The sequence below is a fragment of the Lawsonibacter sp. OA9 genome (assembly GCF_022440585.1).
In genome coordinates, this window is record NZ_JAKNTI010000022.1 from 1,152,491 (window position 1) to 1,170,154 (window position 17,664).

General features: G+C 56.8%; 17 protein-coding genes, 2 tRNA genes and 1 riboswitch. Of the genes, 15 read left to right on the plus strand and 4 right to left on the minus strand.

Annotation, left to right across the window (positions count from 1 at the left end; genetic code table 11):
• Positions 1–143 precede the first annotated feature (143 nt).
• Entirely contained in the window at positions 144–548 is a 405-nt protein-coding gene (locus MCG44_RS06650; RefSeq protein ID WP_240287386.1) for a YjdF family protein, read from the plus strand.
• An 88-nt stretch (positions 549–636) separates the two neighbouring features.
• On the opposite strand, the gene MCG44_RS06655 is transcribed toward MCG44_RS06650, so the two are convergent.
• Entirely contained in the window at positions 637–1,230 is a 594-nt protein-coding gene (locus MCG44_RS06655) for an ECF transporter S component (protein ID WP_147572188.1), read from the minus strand.
• 115 nt (positions 1,231–1,345) lie between these two features.
• Positions 1,346–1,472: riboswitch (FMN riboswitch) on the minus strand.
• Between the two features lie 110 nt (positions 1,473–1,582).
• The gene (gene glyA, locus MCG44_RS06660) at positions 1,583–2,833 is read right to left on the minus strand and encodes a serine hydroxymethyltransferase (protein ID WP_279287530.1); all 1,251 of its coding nucleotides are present in this window, start codon (positions 2,831–2,833) and stop codon (positions 1,583–1,585) included.
• Positions 2,834–3,038: 205 nt separating this feature from the next.
• On the opposite strand from glyA, the gene nth reads away from it, so the two are divergent.
• The 4 genes from nth (at position 3,039) to MCG44_RS06680 (ending at position 6,786) form a co-directional block, all read left to right on the plus strand.
• Positions 3,039–3,695, plus strand: coding sequence for an endonuclease III (gene nth / locus MCG44_RS06665; RefSeq protein WP_240287388.1), 657 nt, complete (start codon positions 3,039–3,041; stop codon positions 3,693–3,695).
• A 77-nt stretch (positions 3,696–3,772) separates the two neighbouring features.
• Entirely contained in the window at positions 3,773–4,684 is a 912-nt protein-coding gene (locus tag MCG44_RS06670) for a PhzF family isomerase (protein WP_240287390.1), read from the plus strand.
• Positions 4,685–4,713: 29 nt separating this feature from the next.
• Positions 4,714–5,985, plus strand: a complete 1,272-nt coding sequence (locus MCG44_RS06675; RefSeq protein ID WP_147572192.1) for a replication-associated recombination protein A — start codon at positions 4,714–4,716, stop codon at positions 5,983–5,985.
• Between the two features lie 27 nt (positions 5,986–6,012).
• On the plus strand, positions 6,013–6,786 hold the full coding sequence (locus MCG44_RS06680) for a TSUP family transporter (RefSeq protein ID WP_240287392.1): 774 nt from the start codon (positions 6,013–6,015) through the stop codon (positions 6,784–6,786).
• A gap of 49 nt (positions 6,787–6,835) precedes the next feature.
• Here MCG44_RS06680 and MCG44_RS06685 read toward each other — a convergent pair whose 3' ends face one another.
• Entirely contained in the window at positions 6,836–7,930 is a 1,095-nt protein-coding gene (locus MCG44_RS06685; protein ID WP_240287393.1) for a DUF3810 domain-containing protein, read from the minus strand.
• 31 nt (positions 7,931–7,961) lie between these two features.
• Positions 7,962–9,176 (minus strand): nucleotidyltransferase family protein, encoded by a 1,215-nt coding sequence (locus tag MCG44_RS06690; RefSeq protein WP_240287395.1) that lies wholly within the window; start codon positions 9,174–9,176, stop codon positions 7,962–7,964.
• 173 nt (positions 9,177–9,349) lie between these two features.
• Between MCG44_RS06690 and MCG44_RS06695 the strand changes: the two genes are divergently transcribed.
• The 10 genes from MCG44_RS06695 to MCG44_RS06740 all read left to right on the plus strand — a co-directional run bounded on the left by MCG44_RS06695 (position 9,350) and on the right by MCG44_RS06740 (position 17,102).
• A complete protein-coding gene (locus MCG44_RS06695) occupies positions 9,350–10,543 on the plus strand; it encodes an acetate/propionate family kinase (protein WP_186852114.1) in 1,194 nt (397 codons plus the stop codon).
• A 139-nt stretch (positions 10,544–10,682) separates the two neighbouring features.
• Positions 10,683–10,880: a DUF951 domain-containing protein gene (locus MCG44_RS06700; RefSeq protein WP_147572196.1), complete on the plus strand. Its 198-nt coding sequence runs from the start codon at positions 10,683–10,685 to the stop codon at positions 10,878–10,880.
• A gap of 42 nt (positions 10,881–10,922) precedes the next feature.
• Positions 10,923–11,987, plus strand: coding sequence for a histidinol-phosphate transaminase (gene hisC / locus MCG44_RS06705; protein WP_240287397.1), 1,065 nt, complete (start codon positions 10,923–10,925; stop codon positions 11,985–11,987).
• Between the two features lie 6 nt (positions 11,988–11,993).
• The gene (locus tag MCG44_RS06710) at positions 11,994–12,881 is read left to right on the plus strand and encodes a B12-binding domain-containing radical SAM protein (protein ID WP_186852116.1); all 888 of its coding nucleotides are present in this window, start codon (positions 11,994–11,996) and stop codon (positions 12,879–12,881) included.
• A 129-nt stretch (positions 12,882–13,010) separates the two neighbouring features.
• A tRNA-Ser gene (locus MCG44_RS06715) sits at positions 13,011–13,097 on the plus strand.
• Positions 13,098–13,146: 49 nt separating this feature from the next.
• A tRNA-Ser gene (locus MCG44_RS06720) sits at positions 13,147–13,238 on the plus strand.
• Between the two features lie 274 nt (positions 13,239–13,512).
• Positions 13,513–14,337 carry an aldo/keto reductase gene (locus tag MCG44_RS06725; RefSeq protein ID WP_240287399.1) on the plus strand — a complete coding sequence of 275 codons (825 nt, stop codon included), beginning with the start codon at positions 13,513–13,515 and terminating at the stop codon, positions 14,335–14,337.
• A gap of 50 nt (positions 14,338–14,387) precedes the next feature.
• Positions 14,388–15,314: a fumarylacetoacetate hydrolase family protein gene (locus MCG44_RS06730; RefSeq protein ID WP_240286590.1), complete on the plus strand. Its 927-nt coding sequence runs from the start codon at positions 14,388–14,390 to the stop codon at positions 15,312–15,314.
• 44 nt (positions 15,315–15,358) lie between these two features.
• The gene (locus MCG44_RS06735) at positions 15,359–16,219 is read left to right on the plus strand and encodes a hypothetical protein (protein ID WP_147571170.1); all 861 of its coding nucleotides are present in this window, start codon (positions 15,359–15,361) and stop codon (positions 16,217–16,219) included.
• Between the two features lie 94 nt (positions 16,220–16,313).
• Positions 16,314–17,102 (plus strand): SDR family oxidoreductase, encoded by a 789-nt coding sequence (locus tag MCG44_RS06740; protein ID WP_240287401.1) that lies wholly within the window; start codon positions 16,314–16,316, stop codon positions 17,100–17,102.
• Positions 17,103–17,664: the final 562 nt, after the last annotated feature.

The window sequence follows — 17,664 nt, forward strand, 5'->3', positions numbered from 1 at the left end:
ATTAGAATGCAGGGGCAGAGATAAAAACACAAGGCGGTTGGTAGTCCGTCCGCGGGTCCGCGCTCCCGTAAGTAGCCTTCCCTCCCGGGTCGTCCCTTCTCTGACGTGTCATGTTAGGGAGGAAACTGAATATGGTTCCAAGTATGAGCAGTTTTATAGTGCTGTTCCAGTCCCCTTTTTGGGTGGGTATTGCCCAGCGATGGGGGGAGGAGGGCTATCAGGCGGCCAAAATCACCTTTGGCGCCCAGCCCACTGACACTCAGATCTATCAATGGGTGTTGAAGGAGTGGCACAGGCTGGTGTTCAGTAAGCTGTCGGAAGAGGAGCGCCCTACCCTGGAGCAGAAACAAAAGCGCCTTCAGCGGGAAGCGAGAAAGTCTACCCAGATCAGAGGGATAGGGACCAAGGCCCAGGCGGCTCTCGCGCTTCAGCGGGAGGATCGAGGGCTGGCCCGAAGGGAAAAGAAGCATCTGGAGCGTCAGGAGGAGGACCGGCGGAAATTCCTTCTCCGGCAGCAAAAAAAGCGCGAAAAAAAGCGGGGCAGATAATTCTGCCCCGCTTTTTGAATGTTGCAAATGTAATTCTAGAAGGAAAGCGGCTGGTCAGACCGCTTCAGTGGAGCGTAAGCAGGGGAGGTCAGGCTTCGCTCTCGGCCGGGGCGGATTTTTTGCTCCAACCTTCGCCGTGGATGACGTGGCGGGAAACGGTCTTGTAGACTAGGAAGGTAACGGTGGAATTGATGGTACCTACCAGCAGGTTAAAGGGAAGAATCCCAGGGAGGAGCAGGGAATCAACTACCTCCACAGGCTGGCCCATGAAGAGGGGGGTAATAAAGTGATTGGCGGGCAGCATAACTAATCCCCGTGCCAGCGTAGCTAAGAACAACCCAAGAACCGCGCCAGATTTAGTATGCCGAATACGGTAAACAGAACAAACCACCATCACCATGGTAGAGGTAGCGATAATATGCATGATAATGCCATAAAACAGCCCGCCGGTAGCGGCACTTACGGTAAGCCCTTGGACCACACTGACAACCACAGTGAGCAGGACGCCAGCTAAAGGACCATAGGCCAGGGCACCGATGAAAATGGGGATATCAGCAGGATCGTACTCTAAAAAGGGGACTAGAGGGATCAGCGGAATACGGATAAAGTATACCAGCACCACCGATACTCCGGCCAATAGGGCCAATACCACCAATTTCCGGGTCTGCTCTCGATTAGACATAAAAAACACTCCTTTATTGTTTTGGTACCCCTGAAAAGCCAAAATGCCTTCCAGGTGTTAAAACAATCAAGGAGGTGCGCGAACACGCGCAAAAACACACGTGTCATTGTTCAACACACATCTTCTTCCATCCGGACTGTGACCGTTGGTCCCGGAGTTCCACCGGGTCAGCGAATGTGCTGCCACATTCGGTCGCGGACTTTACCGCCAGTGGGGAGTTTCACCCCGCCCTGAAGACATTGGATTCAGTTGTCCATGGAGTATTATATGCCAGGGGAAGAAAAAATGCAAGAGAAAATTTCAAAAATCATAGCCACCGGCACTGCCGGTGACTATGATTTAAGGAAAGAAGTCAGTCCTGATACAGGGGGAAACGGGCGGTGAGGGCCAGGGCCTCCTCCTTCAAACGATCCACCTTGGCGGCAAAATCCTCCTGGGCGGCGGCACAGATCAGTTTGCCCACGATCTCCATCTGCTCCTCTTTAAAACCGCGGGCGGTAACGGCGGGAGTACCCACTCGGATGCCGGAGGTGACAAAGGGCTTTTCTGGGTCGTTGGGGATGGCGTTCTTATTGACCGTGACACAGATCTCGTCCAGCCGGTGCTCCATCTCCTTGCCGGTCAGATGGGCGGGGCGTAGGTCCACCAGCATCAGGTGGTTGTCCGTGCCGCCAGACACCAGATCCAGGCCGCCGGCCATGATAGTCTTGGACAGAACTTGGGCGTTTTTGATGATCTGACCCTGGTATTCCTTGAACTCGGGCTTCAGAGCTTCGCCAAGCGCCACGGCTTTGGCGGCGATAATGTGCTCCAGCGGGCCGCCCTGGGAGCCGGGGAAGATAGCGGAGTTCAGCTTTTTGGCGATGTCCGGGTCGTTGGTCAGCAGCATACCGCCACGGGGGCCGCGGAGAGTTTTATGGGTGGTAGTGGACACCACGTCCGCATAGGGGATGGGGGACGGATGGAGCCCGGCGGCGACCAGTCCGGCAATGTGGGCCATATCCACAAAAAGATAGGCCCCTACCTCGTGGGCGATATCCGCAAAGGTCTTGAAGTCGATGGTGCGGGGATAGGCGGAGGCACCAGCCAGGATCATCTTGGGCTGGTGTTTTTTAGCTAGGTCCCGGACCTGGTCATAGTCGATATATCCCTTGCTGTCCACGCCATAGGCCACCATGTGATAGTTCTTGCCGGAGAAGTTGACAGGAGAGCCGTGAGTCAGGTGTCCGCCGTTATCCAGGCTCATACCCATGACCGTGTCGCCCAGCTGGCACAGGGCCTGGTAGACAGCGTAATTGGCCTGGGCGCCGGAGTGAGGCTGAACATTGGCAAACTTGGCGCCGAACAGCTCCTTGGCCCGCTCGATGGCGATATTTTCCACCACGTCCACGCACTGACAGCCGCCGTAATACCGCTTGCCGGGATAGCCTTCGGCATACTTGTTGGTAAGAACGGTGCCGGCCGCCGCCAGAACAGCGGCGCTGACGATGTTCTCCGAGGCGATCAGCTCGATGTTCTGCTGCTGGCGGTCATACTCCGCCCGGATGGCCTGACCCACTTCAGGGTCCTGCGCGATGAGAAAATCCATAGACTCCTTGACCATGTATAGCTCCTCCTGATATCAATAAGCAGTTTGCTCTGAGGAAAAGAGATATTCCCCCAGAATAATATATATTATATCAGTAAGCGGAGAAAAAACAATGGAGGAATGAAAAAAAGCCGTCGAAATTTTCCGGTAAGTATGGTATGATATCAAAATGACAGAACTTCTCCCTCCTGTGGAGAAAGCTGAATGGAGAGAAACAGATATGAAAAAGAAAAAGGCCGACGTGGCTGCCATTATAGAGGAGCTGAAAGCCCTATACCCGGACGGAATCTGTTCACTGGACTACCGGAAGGACTACGAACTTCTATTTTCCGTTCGACTGGCCGCCCAGTGTACTGACGAGCGTGTCAATAAAGTGACTCCGGCACTGTATGCCCGCTTTCCTACTCTGGAGTCGCTGGCCAATGCTGAGATTGCCGAAGTGGAGCAGTACATACATTCCACGGGCTTTTTCCGGGCAAAGGCCAAGGACATCGTACTAGCCTCCCAAATGCTTCTGCGGGAATACGGCGGCAAGGTGCCCAATACTATGGAGGACCTGCTGAAGCTGCCTGGTGTGGGCAGAAAGACAGCCAACCTGATCCTGGGAGACGTGTACCACACCCCCGGCGTGGTGGTGGCGGACACCCACTGCATCCGTATCTCCGGTCTGCTTGGGTTGACCGACGGCTCCAAGGACCCAACCAAGGTGGAGATGCAGCTGAGGAAGATCCTGCCTCCAGAGGAGTCCAATGACTTCTGCCACCGGCTGGTCCTCCATGGACGGGCCGTCTGTATCGCCCGGCGGCCCCAGTGCCAGCAGTGTACCCTGCGGCCCTGGTGTGATTTTTTTAGTAAGCAGCAGGGAAAAGGAGCATAAGGGCCGGAGCGTCCTTTCGCCAGGATGTCATCTATCTGGCGGGCAGCAGCGCATATGCGCAGAAAGGCGGAGCAACCATGAAGAAAAATTATACCATTTATCAGGTGGACGCGTTTACACGGGAGAAACTGGCGGGGAACCCCGCCGGTGTGGTGCCGGACGCGCGAGGGCTGACAGAGGGACAGATGCAGCGCATCGCCCGGGAGCTGAATAACTCGGAGACGGCCTTCCTTTTCCCGGGAAAAGAGGGGGAGTATGATGTCCATGTCCGGTTTTTCACCCCCACCCGAGAGGTACCTGTCTGTGGTCATGCCACCATCGCCTCCCACTATATCCGGGCCATGGAACTGGGTCTGGACAGCGCCCGGGTAGTCCAGAAGTGCGGAGCTGGCCTTTTTCCTGTGGATGTGTGCAAGGAAAACGGTGATTACCGGGTGGTCATGACCCAGGGCAAGGCCGTCATAGGAGAACCGTTGCCCCAGGAGTACCAGGCCCGCGTGCTGGACGCCCTAGGCGTGACATGGGACGACCTCCGGCCCGGATGCCCCATGGCTTCCGCCTCCGTAGGCTCTCCCAAGCTGATGGTGGTCCTCAACGACCTGGATAAGCTTCACAGCTTAAAACCGGACTTAGAGGCTCTCAAGGAGTTGAGTGGTGAGATTGGCTGCAACGGGTATCTGGTCTTTACCCTCCATCCTGGGGAGGAGCCTCTGGTCCATGGACGAATGTTCGGTCCTGCGAACGGTGTGGCCGAGGACCCGGTGACGGGGATTGCTAACGGCCCCATGGGTGCCTATCTGGTCCAATTTGGACTGATCCCCACAGATGGAGACGAGGTGCGCTTCACCTCTGTCCAGGGGGAGGCCATGGGCCGGCCAGGTGCTATGGAGGTCTGTGTGGAGCTGGAGGAGGGACGTCCCGGCGAAATCCGCATTATCGGCGACGCAGTGGTGGCGTTCCAGGCGGAGATAACGCTGGACGAGGAATGACAGAGAACCCCGTGAGGAGATGAGAAACGATGGCATACCGCCCGTTAGCGGATGAGATACGCCCCCAGAGCCTGGATCAGGTGGTGGGGCAGAGGCATATATTGGGAGAAAACGGCCTGCTGCGCCGGATCATTGAGGGGGGCAATATCCCCAACCTGATTTTTTACGGCCCCTCAGGCACAGGCAAGACTACGGTGGCGAACATCATCGCCCAGCGGACCAACCGGCCCCTGCACCGGCTCAACGCCACCACGGCCTCCATCTCCGACATCAAGGACATCATCGGAGATATCGGCACTTTGATGGCGCCGGAGGGTGTGCTGCTCTATCTGGACGAGATCCAGTACTTCAATAAGAAGCAGCAGCAGTCCCTGCTGGAGTTTATGGAGGACGGTCGCATCACCCTTATCGCCTCCACCACAGAAAACCCATTCTTCGCCGTCTTTGGGGCGGTGCTGTCCCGGGCTACGGTTTTCGAGTTTAAGCAGATCACGGCGGAGGATGCCCTCCCCGCTGTGGAGCGGGGTATCTCCATCATGGAGGAGCGGTTGGGCGCCCAGGTAGTATGCGAGGACGGGGTAAAGGAGCACATCGCCTGGGCCTGTGGCGGCGACATCCGAAAGGCCATGAACGCCATTGAGCTTTTACTCAGCGCCGCGAGGCGTGAGCAAGGGAAACTCCTTGTCAGCTTGGAGGATGCCAAAACGGTGGCCCAGAAGTCGGCGATGCGCTACGACCGGGAGGGAGATGCCCATTTTGATATCGCGTCAGCCCTCATGAAGTCCATGAGGGGCTCTGACCCGGACGCGGCGCTCCACTATCTGGCCCGGCTGCTGGAAGCGGGGGATATGATTACCGCCATCCGCCGCATCCTGTGCTCCGCCAGCGAGGATGTGGGCATGGCTTATCCTCTGGCGGTGCCCATCGTCAAGGCATGTGTGGACAATGCCCTTCAGCTTGGGCTGCCGGAGGCCAAGCTGCCTCTGGCCCAGGCGGTAGTCCTTCTGGCCACTGCCCCAAAGTCCAACACCTCCTGCATGGCCATTGAGGCCGCTATGGCCGATGTGCGCCGGGGCAGGGTAGGGGACATCCCGCGGCATCTCCAGAATGTCCACGCCGATTCCTCCGGTCTGGAGCGGGAGCAGGGCTATCTCTATCCCCACAGCTTCCCAGGCCGGTGGGTGGACCAGCAGTATCTGCCCGACGAGCTGAAGGATGTGCGCTATTACGTCTATGGGGAGAATAAAACAGAACAGGCCGCCAAGCGGTACTGGGATGAGATAAAAAGAAAAAGGGAGTGACCCCGCCTGGGGTGGGAAGAGGGAAGCATGGAGGAGTTAGAAGTTTTCAGAGCGTTGGTCATCGTCTGTCCGCTGATCTTTCTGGGAGGCATTGTAGACGCTATCGTGGGGGGCGGGGGACTCATCACGATCCCAGCCTATCTGCTGGCTGGGCTGTCTCCTCACGGGGCCACCGCTACCAATAAATGCAGCAGTTCCTGTGGGAGTCTGCTGTCCACCATCCGTTTTTTCCGTCAGGGGGACGTTCATCTCCCAAGCGTCCTGGTGGGGGCGGCGGCCGCCCTGGGAGGCTCCTGGATCGGAGCGCGGCTGAATATGATGGTTCCAGAACAGATCCTGTATTATATCATGCTGGCCATTGTACCTGTTGTGGCGGTTTTTCTCCTTGTCAGGCGGGACCTTGGAAGGGAGGACCGGTCCAGTGAGCTGAGTCGGGCCCAGCTTATGGCTATATCTCTTTCCATCGGCCTGGTCATTGGAGGGTATGATGGCTTTTTTGGTCCGGGTTCTGGCACCTTTATGATACTGGGCTACACCGCCCTTTCCAAGTTTGACCTGCTTACCGCGTCAGGAAACAGCAAAGCGATCAACTTTTCCAGTAACATCGCGGCGCTGGTGACCTATGCCCTGGCGGGTAAGGTCGTGTGGCTGGTAGGGATCCCTGCCGCCCTGTGCAGTGTGGCGGGCAACTATGTGGGCTCCAGTCTGGCCTTCAAGGGGGGCGCTAAGATTATCCGCCCTATGTTTTTTGTGGTGCTTGCCCTGCTGCTGGGGCGGCTGATCTATGATTTGGCAGTGTAGTCCGGCGTATTTGTGAGGGAGGGCAGCCTTGTAGGCCGCCCTCCCTCTTTCATTTTCTTCCGAAATAGCTGACCAGCAAATCGACACAGGCTCCGTAGGAGCGCATCCCCAGCTCCTGGCCGTTGCCCTTCAAAAAGGCGTCGTAGGCCTGTCCGGCCGCATCCTCGATAGGGGACTCCAGGGCGGCCCAATAGGCGTTGTTCTCATTCCAGTCTGTGGCCAGCTCCGGAGTAAACCACCGGCCGGCAATCTCGTCCCACAGGTCTGGAGCCACGGGGTACAGGGCGTTACACAGCTGGATCAGTCCGGCGAGATAGCCGGAGTATTGAAAGACGGTGTCGCCGCAGGTGACACAGGCGGCGATGCCCACAAAGTTGGCCTCCAGCTCAGAGGCTACCATCCGCTGGTGGGCCATCTCATGGGCGATGGTTTCCGGAATCAGGCAGGCGGGACAGTCCACATTCACATTGGCTTCTCCGGTGAAGGGGAAGTAGACGCCAGTAAAGCCCAGAATACTCTGGAGCCTGGAAAAGAGAAGGGGTTTTGCCCTGACCGGCGGGATATCCAGACAGGGAAATTCCTGGATAAGCCCTTCATAGACCTGTGTTCCTTTGTGAAAATAGTAATCACGGGGCACAGCGAAGCGGCCCTCTGAGTCCCGGTCCACCTGGCTGGAAAGCCGGGCGGCGTTTTGGGCAAAATACTCCGTGACGGCGGCCAGCGCCTCGACTGAGTAGGGAGCGACCTCCAGCCCACTGCGCCGGGTGAAGCTGGAGGCCTGATAGGCGGCGTTCCAAAACCAGAAAAGGGCCGCTAGGACCCAAAGCCACACGGCGGCCAGCGCCAGCAGCCGCCGTAAGAGAGGGGAGAGCTCCCTGCGCCGAACAGCTAAAACGATAGCCCGGACCAGCCAGGCCACGCTGCCTGTCAAGACCAGGACGACCAGAACCTCGGCCACAGAGAAGGGAAAGATGGACCACATTCGGCCCAAAAACTGCTCCACAGGAGCCATTACGCCAAAGACCCACCGATCCATCACTCTGGGCAGAGGGCTGAGAAGATAAAACAGCCCAATGAGCAGGATTGGGAGGAACAGAGCGGCGGCCAATCCCCAGTGTATCTTTCGTTTTACCTTTGTTTCCATAGCGGCCTCCATGGGGCAGAAAAGGGGCAGGTCAATTTCCAACAACGACAGGTCCCGAGGTCCATTCCCGCCCGGGAACGGGAACGGACTCCAGGCACAGGTCATACAGGTCGGTGCATCTGGCCTCCTGTGCGAAAAGGGAGCGGCCCACCTCATCCAGTGCCTTGGCGTGGGCCGGCTTTGTGAGGATGGGCAGAGATGCCTGGGACTTCATCTTCTTCAGAATGGCTTGCCCCCTGGCGTTAAGGCCCAGCACACGAAGATAAGGCGGATTGTCTGGGCGGTCTGCCTCCGTCAACCCCAGGTAGGCCCACGTCAGCAGACGCCGCGTCCGGGACGCAGTCCAATGTCTGGGCTTGGCCAGATGGAAAAACTCCTCTAGGGAGCGGCAGTTTCGGCCAGCCCGCTCCAGCCGGACGGAGGCTCCCTCCGCTGCCCCGCTGTCAGGAAGCTTGGCCCAGTTTTCCGCTGTCATAGCGCGTAGGTTGGCCAGCAGACCCCGCTCTACCCGCTTCAAGGAGGGAGGACCATGCCAGCCCTCCTTTAGTACCTCCAGTCCTCCTTGGGGGAGATAGAGCTGTGCGGCTTCCCAGCTTTCCTGTTCCAAAAAGGCCCGAAGCTGGGTAGCAGAGAGAAAACGGGGGCGCTCCGCCACCTTTAACAGTACGCCGTGGGGAGCCCCCTCCCGTCTGACGGTCATAGGGAGAATACTGCTTTTCAGCCTGTCCAGCTCCCGGAGATACTCCACACCCAAATTGTTGTTGGGAGCAGACAGAAGCTCTGAACTATCGGGCCCAAGGATGCTCCGCACCGTTTCCTGCCGGGAGGAGGCGAATGGCATCCCCTCGTCCACGAAACGGCGTACTCCCGTCTCGTATACCGGACTGTTGAGACACACGGCCACCCGTTGGAGCCGGTCCACATCTCCGCACTCGCTGCCGAAGGAGAGCACATCCACCACTCCAGTGGCCTCCAACAGGTCCACAGCCCCCTGAGCGAAGGACTCCGCCGAGGAGACTGCCCACACCGTGGGCAGTTCCAGCACCAAATCGACGCCGCCCATCAGGGCCAGCCGGGCCCGGTTCCACTTATCAGTAATGGCACAGCCTGCCTGCTGGACCCAGTTTCCGCTCATGACAGCCACGACCCCGGCCTCGCCACCCACGGCCCGCCGGCTCTCAGAGATCTGATATTGGTGGCCGGTGTGGAAGGGATTGTATTCCGCCACGATGCCGATGACCCGCATGGAAGGCCTCCTGACAAAGAAAATTTCCTGTTTTTCGAAAAAACGGTTGTCCTGGCCGGGGAAAAGCGGTAGAATAGGGACCATGGACAGAGGATGAAACTATTATAGTGCATCCCCCGGCTCAAGGCAACCACAAGCTTGTGAAATTTGATTTGTGAAGGAGATCGATCTCAATGAACATTTTGGTCATCAACGCTGGCAGCTCTTCCCTGAAATACCAGCTGCTCAACCCTGAAACCCAGCAGGTGCTGGCCAAGGGACTGTGTGAGCGCATCGGAATTGACGGTAAATTTACTTATAAGCCCGAGGGTAAGCAGGCCGTCAAGGAGGCCGACGTGGCCATGCCCACCCACTCCGAGGCCATCCAGACTGTGCTGAACGCCCTGGTGGACCCCGCCAATGGCGTCATTGGCTCCATGAAGGAGATTGATGCTGTGGGTCACCGGGTGGTCCATGGCGGCGAGAAGTTTGCCAAGAGCGTGCTCATCACGGACGAGGTCATGGCCGCCATCGAGGAGTGCAACCCCCTGGCTCCTCTGCACAATCCCGCCAATATCATCGGCATCAAGGCCTGTCAGGCCCTCATGCCTGGAACCCCCATGGTGGCTGTGTTTGACACCGCGTTCCATCAGACCATGCCCTCCGTGGCCTACACCTACGCCCTGCCCTATGAGTATTATGAACAGGACAAGGTCCGTCGCTACGGCTTCCATGGTACCAGCCATAAGTATGTGTCCCAGCGGGCGGCGGCCATGCTGGGCAAGCCCATTGAGGAGCTGAAGCTCATCTCCTGCCACCTGGGTAACGGCTCCTCTGTTACCGCCATTGACGGCGGAAAGAGCGTGGATACCTCCATGGGCTTTACCCCCCTGGCTGGTCTGCCCATGGGCACCCGTGCCGGCGACATCGACGCCGGTATTATGGAGTACCTGATGAACAAGTACGGCTATGATATCAAGGAGATGCTGAACATCCTCAACAAGAAGTCCGGCGTCCAGGGCATCTCCGGCGTATCCTCTGACTTCCGTGATTTGGAGAAGGCAAAGTCTGAGGGCAATCAGCGGGCCGCTCTGGCTCTGGATGTGTTCCATTACAGCGTGAAGAAGCTCATCGGCTCCTATGCCGCTGTTATGGGAGGCGTGGACGCCGTGATCTTTACCGCCGGTGTAGGCGAGAACGGCGCCGGCGACCGCAAGGCCATCGTTAGCGGCCTTGAGTTCATGGGAATCAAGATTGATGACGAGAAGAACGGCAAGCGGGGCGAGGAGATCGACATCTCTGCCCAGGACGCCACCGTGCGCACCCTGGTTATCCCTACTAACGAGGAGCTGATGATCGCTCTCGATACTGCCGAGCTGGCGAAGTAAAACGGCTGAACAAATCGTGTCATACAGGCCGCCGGAATTCCGGCGGCCTATTCTATTTTGTGGAGAGAACAGCCGCCCGTTGACAATTTCAAAAGCTCTATACTATAATAGAACCACTTTAAAAAAGGACGGGACAGGAATGGATATCCATGTCAATGACATCCTGAAAATGAAGAAGCCCCATCCCTGTGGCAGTCAGGAGTGGCTGGTCCTGCGGGTGGGGATGGATTTCAAGCTGCGCTGCCAGGGCTGCGGGCATGAGGTCATGCTCCCCAGGAGCAAGGCGGAAAAAAATATCCGCAAGGTATATCGGGACGGCAGCGAGGTGGGGGCGTGAGTCTCCCATCCAGTAATAGACGGACGGAAGGCGGGTCACACTATGGATAAGAGATTTTGGAGCGGCCGTATTCAAGACTTGGAACCCTACATCCCTGGGGAGCAGCCGAAGGACCGGGTATTTATTAAGTTAAATACCAATGAGAATCCCTACCCGCCTTCCCCTAAAGTGTTGGAGGCAATCCGCTCTGCTGCTGATGAGACATTGCGGCTCTATCCGGACCCGGAGGCATCCCAACTGCGGCAGACCATCGCGGAGTACCACGGCCTCACTCCGGAACAGGTGTTCTGCGGCAACGGCTCTGACGAGGTGCTGGGCCTGTGCTTTTACGCCTTCTTCTCCCCGGGCAGAAGGGTGATCTTCCCTGATATCACATACAGCTTTTACCCGGTCTACGCTCACCTTTTCCAACTGGATTTTGAGGAGATACCGCTCAATGAGGACTTTTCTTTCCCAGTGGAGAAGTTCCTGCGCGGCAGTGGAGGCGCGGTGGTGTGTAATCCCAATGCCCCCACCGGCCGTACCCTTCCGCTGGAGGAGATCTGCCGCATCTTAGAGGCGGACCCGAACAGGGTGGTGATGGTGGACGAGGCATATGCCGACTTTGGTGCCCGTTCTGCTGTGGAGCTGTTGAACCGCTACCCCAATCTGGTTACAGTCCACACGCTGTCCAAGTCCCGGTCCCTGGCCGGTATGCGTGTCGGCTATGCCTTGGGAAGTCCTGAGGTGATGGCCGCTGTGCGCTGTGTGAAAAACTCCTTTAACTCCTACCCTCTGGACCGGCTGGCCCTGGCGGCTGGGGAGGCGGCGATTCGGGATGTGGAATACTTTGAGGAGAGCCGGCGTAAAGTGATAACCACCCGGGAGCGTACCACGGCCCGCCTGCGGGAACTGGGCTTTTTCGTCCATGATTCCAACGCCAACTTTATTTTTATTACGCATCCCGCTGTTGGCGGAAAAGAGCTTCAGCAGGGCCTGCGGGACCGCGGGGTCCTGGTCCGTTGGTTTGACAAACCCCGCATCCGGGACTATCTCCGCGTGTCCATCGGCACTGACCAGGAGATGGAGGCGATGTGCCGGGCCTGCCAGGATATTTTGAAAGGATAGAGACTTATGCGTTACGACAGTGACCTTCTGTACCGTCCGCCGGGAGAGTGGAGGAGCTATCTGCTCCAATGTACCATTGGCTGCTCCAACAACCAGTGTACCTTCTGCGGAATGTATAAATCCAAACAGTTCCGAATCCGCCCGACAGAGGAGATCCTGGAGGATATCGATATGGCTCGGGACTACTACGGTCCTGGACTCCAGCGGGTCTTTCTGATGGACGGCGACGCCATCATCATCAAAACGGAGGAAATGCTCCGCATCCTGAAAAAGCTGTACGACACCTTTCCTCATCTGGAAAAGGTCACGGTCTATGCCGGCCCCCGTAGTACGCTTTCCAAATCGCCGGAGGAGCTGAGGACGCTCCATGAGGCGGGCCTTTCCAGAGCCTATCTCGGAGTGGAGAGCGGCAGCGACACGGTACTGCGTTTCATCCGGAAGGGAGTTACTGCCGACCAGATGCTGCTGGCAGGACAGCGGCTGGTGGAGGCGGGCATCGATCTATGGGTCACCATCATCCTGGGCATGACTGGGGCCAGGGGAGAGGGGGGCGACTGGCGGGAGCACATTCTGTCTACCGCCAAGATGATAAACGCCATGAAGCCAAGGCACTTGTCCGCCATGACCTTTGCCCCGGCCAAGGGGACTCCGCTGGGGGAGGATGTGCTGGCTGGCCGCTTTGAGGTGTGCTCTGCCGACCATGTCCTGGAGGAGTGCCGTCTGCTGATCGAGAATCTGGATGTGGACCCGCTTCACTTTACCAGCAATCATGCCTCTAACTATCTGCCCCTAAAAGGCGGATTGCCGGAGGATAGGGAAAAGTTCCTCTCCATGATCGACCAAGCTCTGGAGGGAAAAATACGTCTGCGCAAGACATTGGACAGAGGTATCTGAAAAGAACTCCCCGGGCGCTGACCTATGGTCCGTCCGGGGAGCGATGGGCAACCTGTCCATTTTAGCTCTTGACAAGTGGGTGGGGGTATGGTAAGATAATCCTCGCCTCTGATTTGTTTGAAAAGATGAGGAGAGATGTCCGAGTGGTTTAAGGAGCCGGTCTTGAAAACCGGTGACTCGAAAGAGCCGTGGGTTCGAATCCCACTCTCTCCGCCACTTTTCATCTCTAGCCAAAGTAAATAGTGAACTCGTAGCTTACAGCCATGCAGAAGTACCCAAGTGGCTATAAGGGGCTCCCCTGCTAAGGGAGTAGGCGGGTAAAACCGTGCGGGGGTTCGAATCCCCCCTTCTGCGCCAACTCGCCGCAAGCGCCGTATCGCTTGCGGCGAGTTTTATTTGTGATCAAAAACCACTGGCACGGCCAGTGGTTTTGATTATTTTCTATAGAAAATTCGTCGTGCATTCACGTTACTGTTTCTCGCTTCAAAAATGGAACCCATAAATGACATTAATGATGTAACTTATATGGTAATTCTTATACCAAGTTATGTAACAGAGTATTTTACTTTTAAAAAAATCGTGATAAAATAAAAAACAAGGTGGGCAAACTGAATTCGATGGAGGTGAAGTCATGGAAACAAAGCCTGGAATGATGCCATTGCTGGATGGAACCGAGATGCCGCGGTATGGGTTTGGATGTTATGCCTCCTATGGACATGAGATATCCCAGGCTGTTGCCTGGGCGCTGGAGTGCGGCTATCGCTATATCGACTCCGCCGCTATGTATGCCAATGAGAAAGACGTGGGCGAAGGACTCAGATTGGCGGGGTTAGACCGGAAGAAGGTCTACATACTCTCCAAGGTTTGGCCTAAGGACTATGAGGTGGCCGCCAACTCGGCCCAACAGTCCCTCAGGGATCTGGGCGTGGATTATCTGGATTGCTGCCTGCTCCATTGGCCTGGAACGGAGGAGAAGCGACGTCTGTCCGCCTATGAGCAGCTTCTCAGGTTGAAAGACCAGGGATTGATCCGATCGGTGGCCGTGTCCAACTTTCAGGCAGATCAGTTGGAACGAATAAAGGAAGTCTTTGGGGCTTATCCCCCTATCAACGAGATCGAGTTACACCCCGCCTTTCAGCAGCGGGAGCTGCGCCAGTTCTGTCTGGATCGGGGTATCGCCCTGGTGGCTTACAGTCCCATCAAGCGTGGGGCCTTTATGGGGGATCCCCGCATATTGTCCATTGGGGAAAAATACGGGAAAACGGCCAATCAGGTAGTGCTGCGGTGGCACTTGGAACGCCAGCAGATCCCCATCCCCAAATCCAGCCACTACGACCGCATCCGAGAGAACTTTGATGTGTTCGATTTCTCCCTAACGCCAGAGGAAACACAGCTCATTAACTCCTTAGAGTGCGGCGGCCGACGGGGAAACGATCCGTTGACTTACAACGGCTGATCAACGAGCATCGATCAATTCAATTTTTATAGAAAAGGAATGAGTGAAATATGAGACTGGCAACTATCAAGTGGAACGATACGGAGATGGCCGGCATCGTAGCCAAGAACGGCATTCTTCCCATCCGCGCCCTGAACGCGGCCAAGGGCACCGCGTGGAAGACCGATCTGCTGTCCCTGATCCAGGAGCAGCAGATCCCCGGCCTGACCGCCTGGTATAACGCCGGCGGTAAGGAGGAGCTGGATTCCATCCCCGGCCTTGTCCCCGCTGACCAGGTGGTCTATGCCCCCCTGTACCGCAACCCGAAGCGGATCTTCGGCATTGGGCTGAACTATGTGGACCATGCCGGCGACATCGGCTCTGCGGCCCCCACCGGGTTCCCCGGAAGCTTCTTTAAGATGGCTGACACTCTGATTGGCCCCGCCGATGAGATCAAGCTTCCTACCCTGAAGGAAGCCCAGAAGACTACCGCCGAGGCGGAGCTGGGGATCATCATGGGCAAGGACTGCCGCGATGTGTCCGAGGAGAACTGGCAGGACGCCATCGTGGGCTATACCACCATCCTGGACATGACCGAGGAGTCCATTCTGAAGGGCAACGACTATGTCAGCGGCAACCCCCGCTACCTGTGTATCGTGAAAAACTTCCCCACCTTCTTCTCCTTCGGTCCCCAGCTGGTCACACCCGATGAGGTGCCTGACGTGCTGAAGCTGGAGGTCCAGTCCGTGCGCAACGGCGAGGTATACGCCAAAAATCTGGTGAGCAACATGACCCACCGTCCGGCCCGGCTGGTGTCCCTGCACAGCAGCATCCAGGGCTGGTACGCCGGCGACATTCTGTCCACCGGCACCCCCCGCGCCTTTGAGATCAACGACGGGGACATGGCCGAGTGCCGGATCTACGGTCCCGACGGCTTTGAGATGGAACCCCTGGTGAACCCCGTTGTAGACTTGAAGAAGCACCCTGAGAAAGCCTGAATCTGTACTTAAGTATTGCCAATTCTGTAAGGAGGATGAAACCCATGAAAGCCACCTTTGTTTTAACTCCCGCTGAGGCCCGCCGTCTGATTGCCAAGACGGTCATCCAGATGCCTGAATTCCAGAAGGCATGGAAGGAGGCCTATGTGCTGCTGGCCGGCGGCACCACCAACGCCTTCATCGCCCAGGAACTGCTGGGCGATAAGTCCATCGAGCCCGGACTGTGCACGGTGGGCAACAGCACCGATGGAATGCTCTGCGTCACTGAGCCCTCCAGCCGCAAGAGCTTCCCCAACGTATTCTATAAGGGACAGCCTGTGGATAAAAAGATCGACGAGGCCCTTCAGGACTACCACGCCGACACCGTCATCATCAAGGGCGCCAACGCCTTTGACCAGGATGGCCATGTGGGCATCATCACCTCCGGCTTCAATGGCGGCACCGTGCCCAACTTCATCGGCTATATGACCAGCAAGGGCCTGAAGTGGATCTGCCCTGTGGGCTATGAGAAGATGGTGCCCAGCGTGCCCGCCGCCAGCCGCGCTCTGGGCGGCGCCAACCATATCGACATCTCCATGGGTGCCGACCCCGGCCTGTACTGCCTGTCCAGCGCCGACATCGTCACCGAGGTGGAGGCCATCAAGATGATGTTCAACTGCGAGGCCAAGGTGGTTTGCGCCGGCGGCATCGGCGGAAACGAGGGCGCCCACTACTGGGCTGTGGACGGCGATGAGGCGGACATCAAGGCTCTGGTGGACTATTTGGAGAAGGAGATCAAGGGCGAGCCCCCTGTCAAGGGCAACAAGGGCAACTGCTCTAATTGCCGGTATCCTGGCTGCCGCTACAATGGCCTGCAGCCTGACCAACTGCCTGACTGGATGAAGAAGCGGGGCATCAAGAAGTAATATCGCTGACTTTTAGGGCCGCCTCGGTCGTCACACGCGACGGCCGGGCGGCCCGCCCCTTTTGGGTGCTTAAGATGGAAAGGATGGACGGACCATGGAATTGGGACTGAAGAATAAGAGTGCGTTGGTTTTGGCCTCCAGCAGCGGATTGGGGAAGGCTATCGCAATGGAACTGGCACGGGAAGGAGCCCGGGTCATGCTCTGCGGTCGCTCTGAGGAGCAGCTGAAAAGGGCACGGCAGGATATCCTGAACGCCACTGGAAACGAGCCGGAATATCTGGCCGGGTCTATCACCGATCCCCGGTATATCCAGGAGCTGGTCCAGACCACAGTGGAGAAATGCGGTCCTATCTTTGCCCTGGTAAACAACAGCGGAGGTCCCAAACCGGGCCCCTTTGACTCCTTTGATGACCAGGCTTGGCAGGATGCCTATGAGCTGTGCCTACTCAGCTATATCCGGACGATCCGTGCTGTTTTGCCTTATATGAGGGCCAATGGAGGGGGCCGTATCCTGTGCTCTACATCCTCCTCTGTGAAGGCGGCGCTGAACGATTTGATCCTGTCCAACACCTTCCGTATGGGGGTGGTAGGGCTGGCCAAGACCCTGAGTCAGGAGCTGGGGCCGGACAACATTCTGGTCAATGTTATCGGTCCCGGCCGGGTGGGAACTGCCCGCATCGACCAGCTGGACCAGATCCGGGCTCAGAAGGAAGGATTGTCGGTGGAGGAGCTCCAGCATAAGGCATTCCACGACATTCCCCTTGGCCGGTATGGTCGGCCTGAGGAGTATGGGCGTATGGCCGCATTCCTGTGCTCTGAGGCCAATACCTATCTCACTGGACAGACCCTGCTGATGGATGGAGGTATGGTGAAGGCGTATTGAAATCTAGCGGATGAGAGCATAGGGAGCTGGGATATTTGATATCCCCTTAATAGGGGTAATTTTTTAGGCGCCTGATAACCTCGGCAGATACTGCTTTGGCGGTATCTGCCGAGGACTTTTTTGTCTACGCAGGTTCTGTCATGCTCCGCGTCTCGCCTTGCGGTGTGACCATGTACTCACTCTCGTTCTAGTGGATATCCACTGGATGCCCTTAGGGCGCAGGAGATATAATTGATTTGGGTTTATCTAAATTATATATATTTTAGACGATAAATTTTATTGACATTGTCGCTTTGTATAATTATAATGTAAATATCTTATGAATAGCAAGCACAATGATGGCGCCATCATTGTATTCTCACGGTGTGAGAATACAATGATGGCGCCATCATTGTATTCTCACGGTGTGAGAATACAATTCATGTTATAGCCAGAACCAAGAAGCGCAGCCCAGAATGGGGGACATAGGATAAATAAAAAAGAGTCCATAAAATAAAAATCTTTCGCAAACGACTAAGTCGAATGCTCAGTCTGTTCCTGATAGCCTTTAATGGTTCTGAAT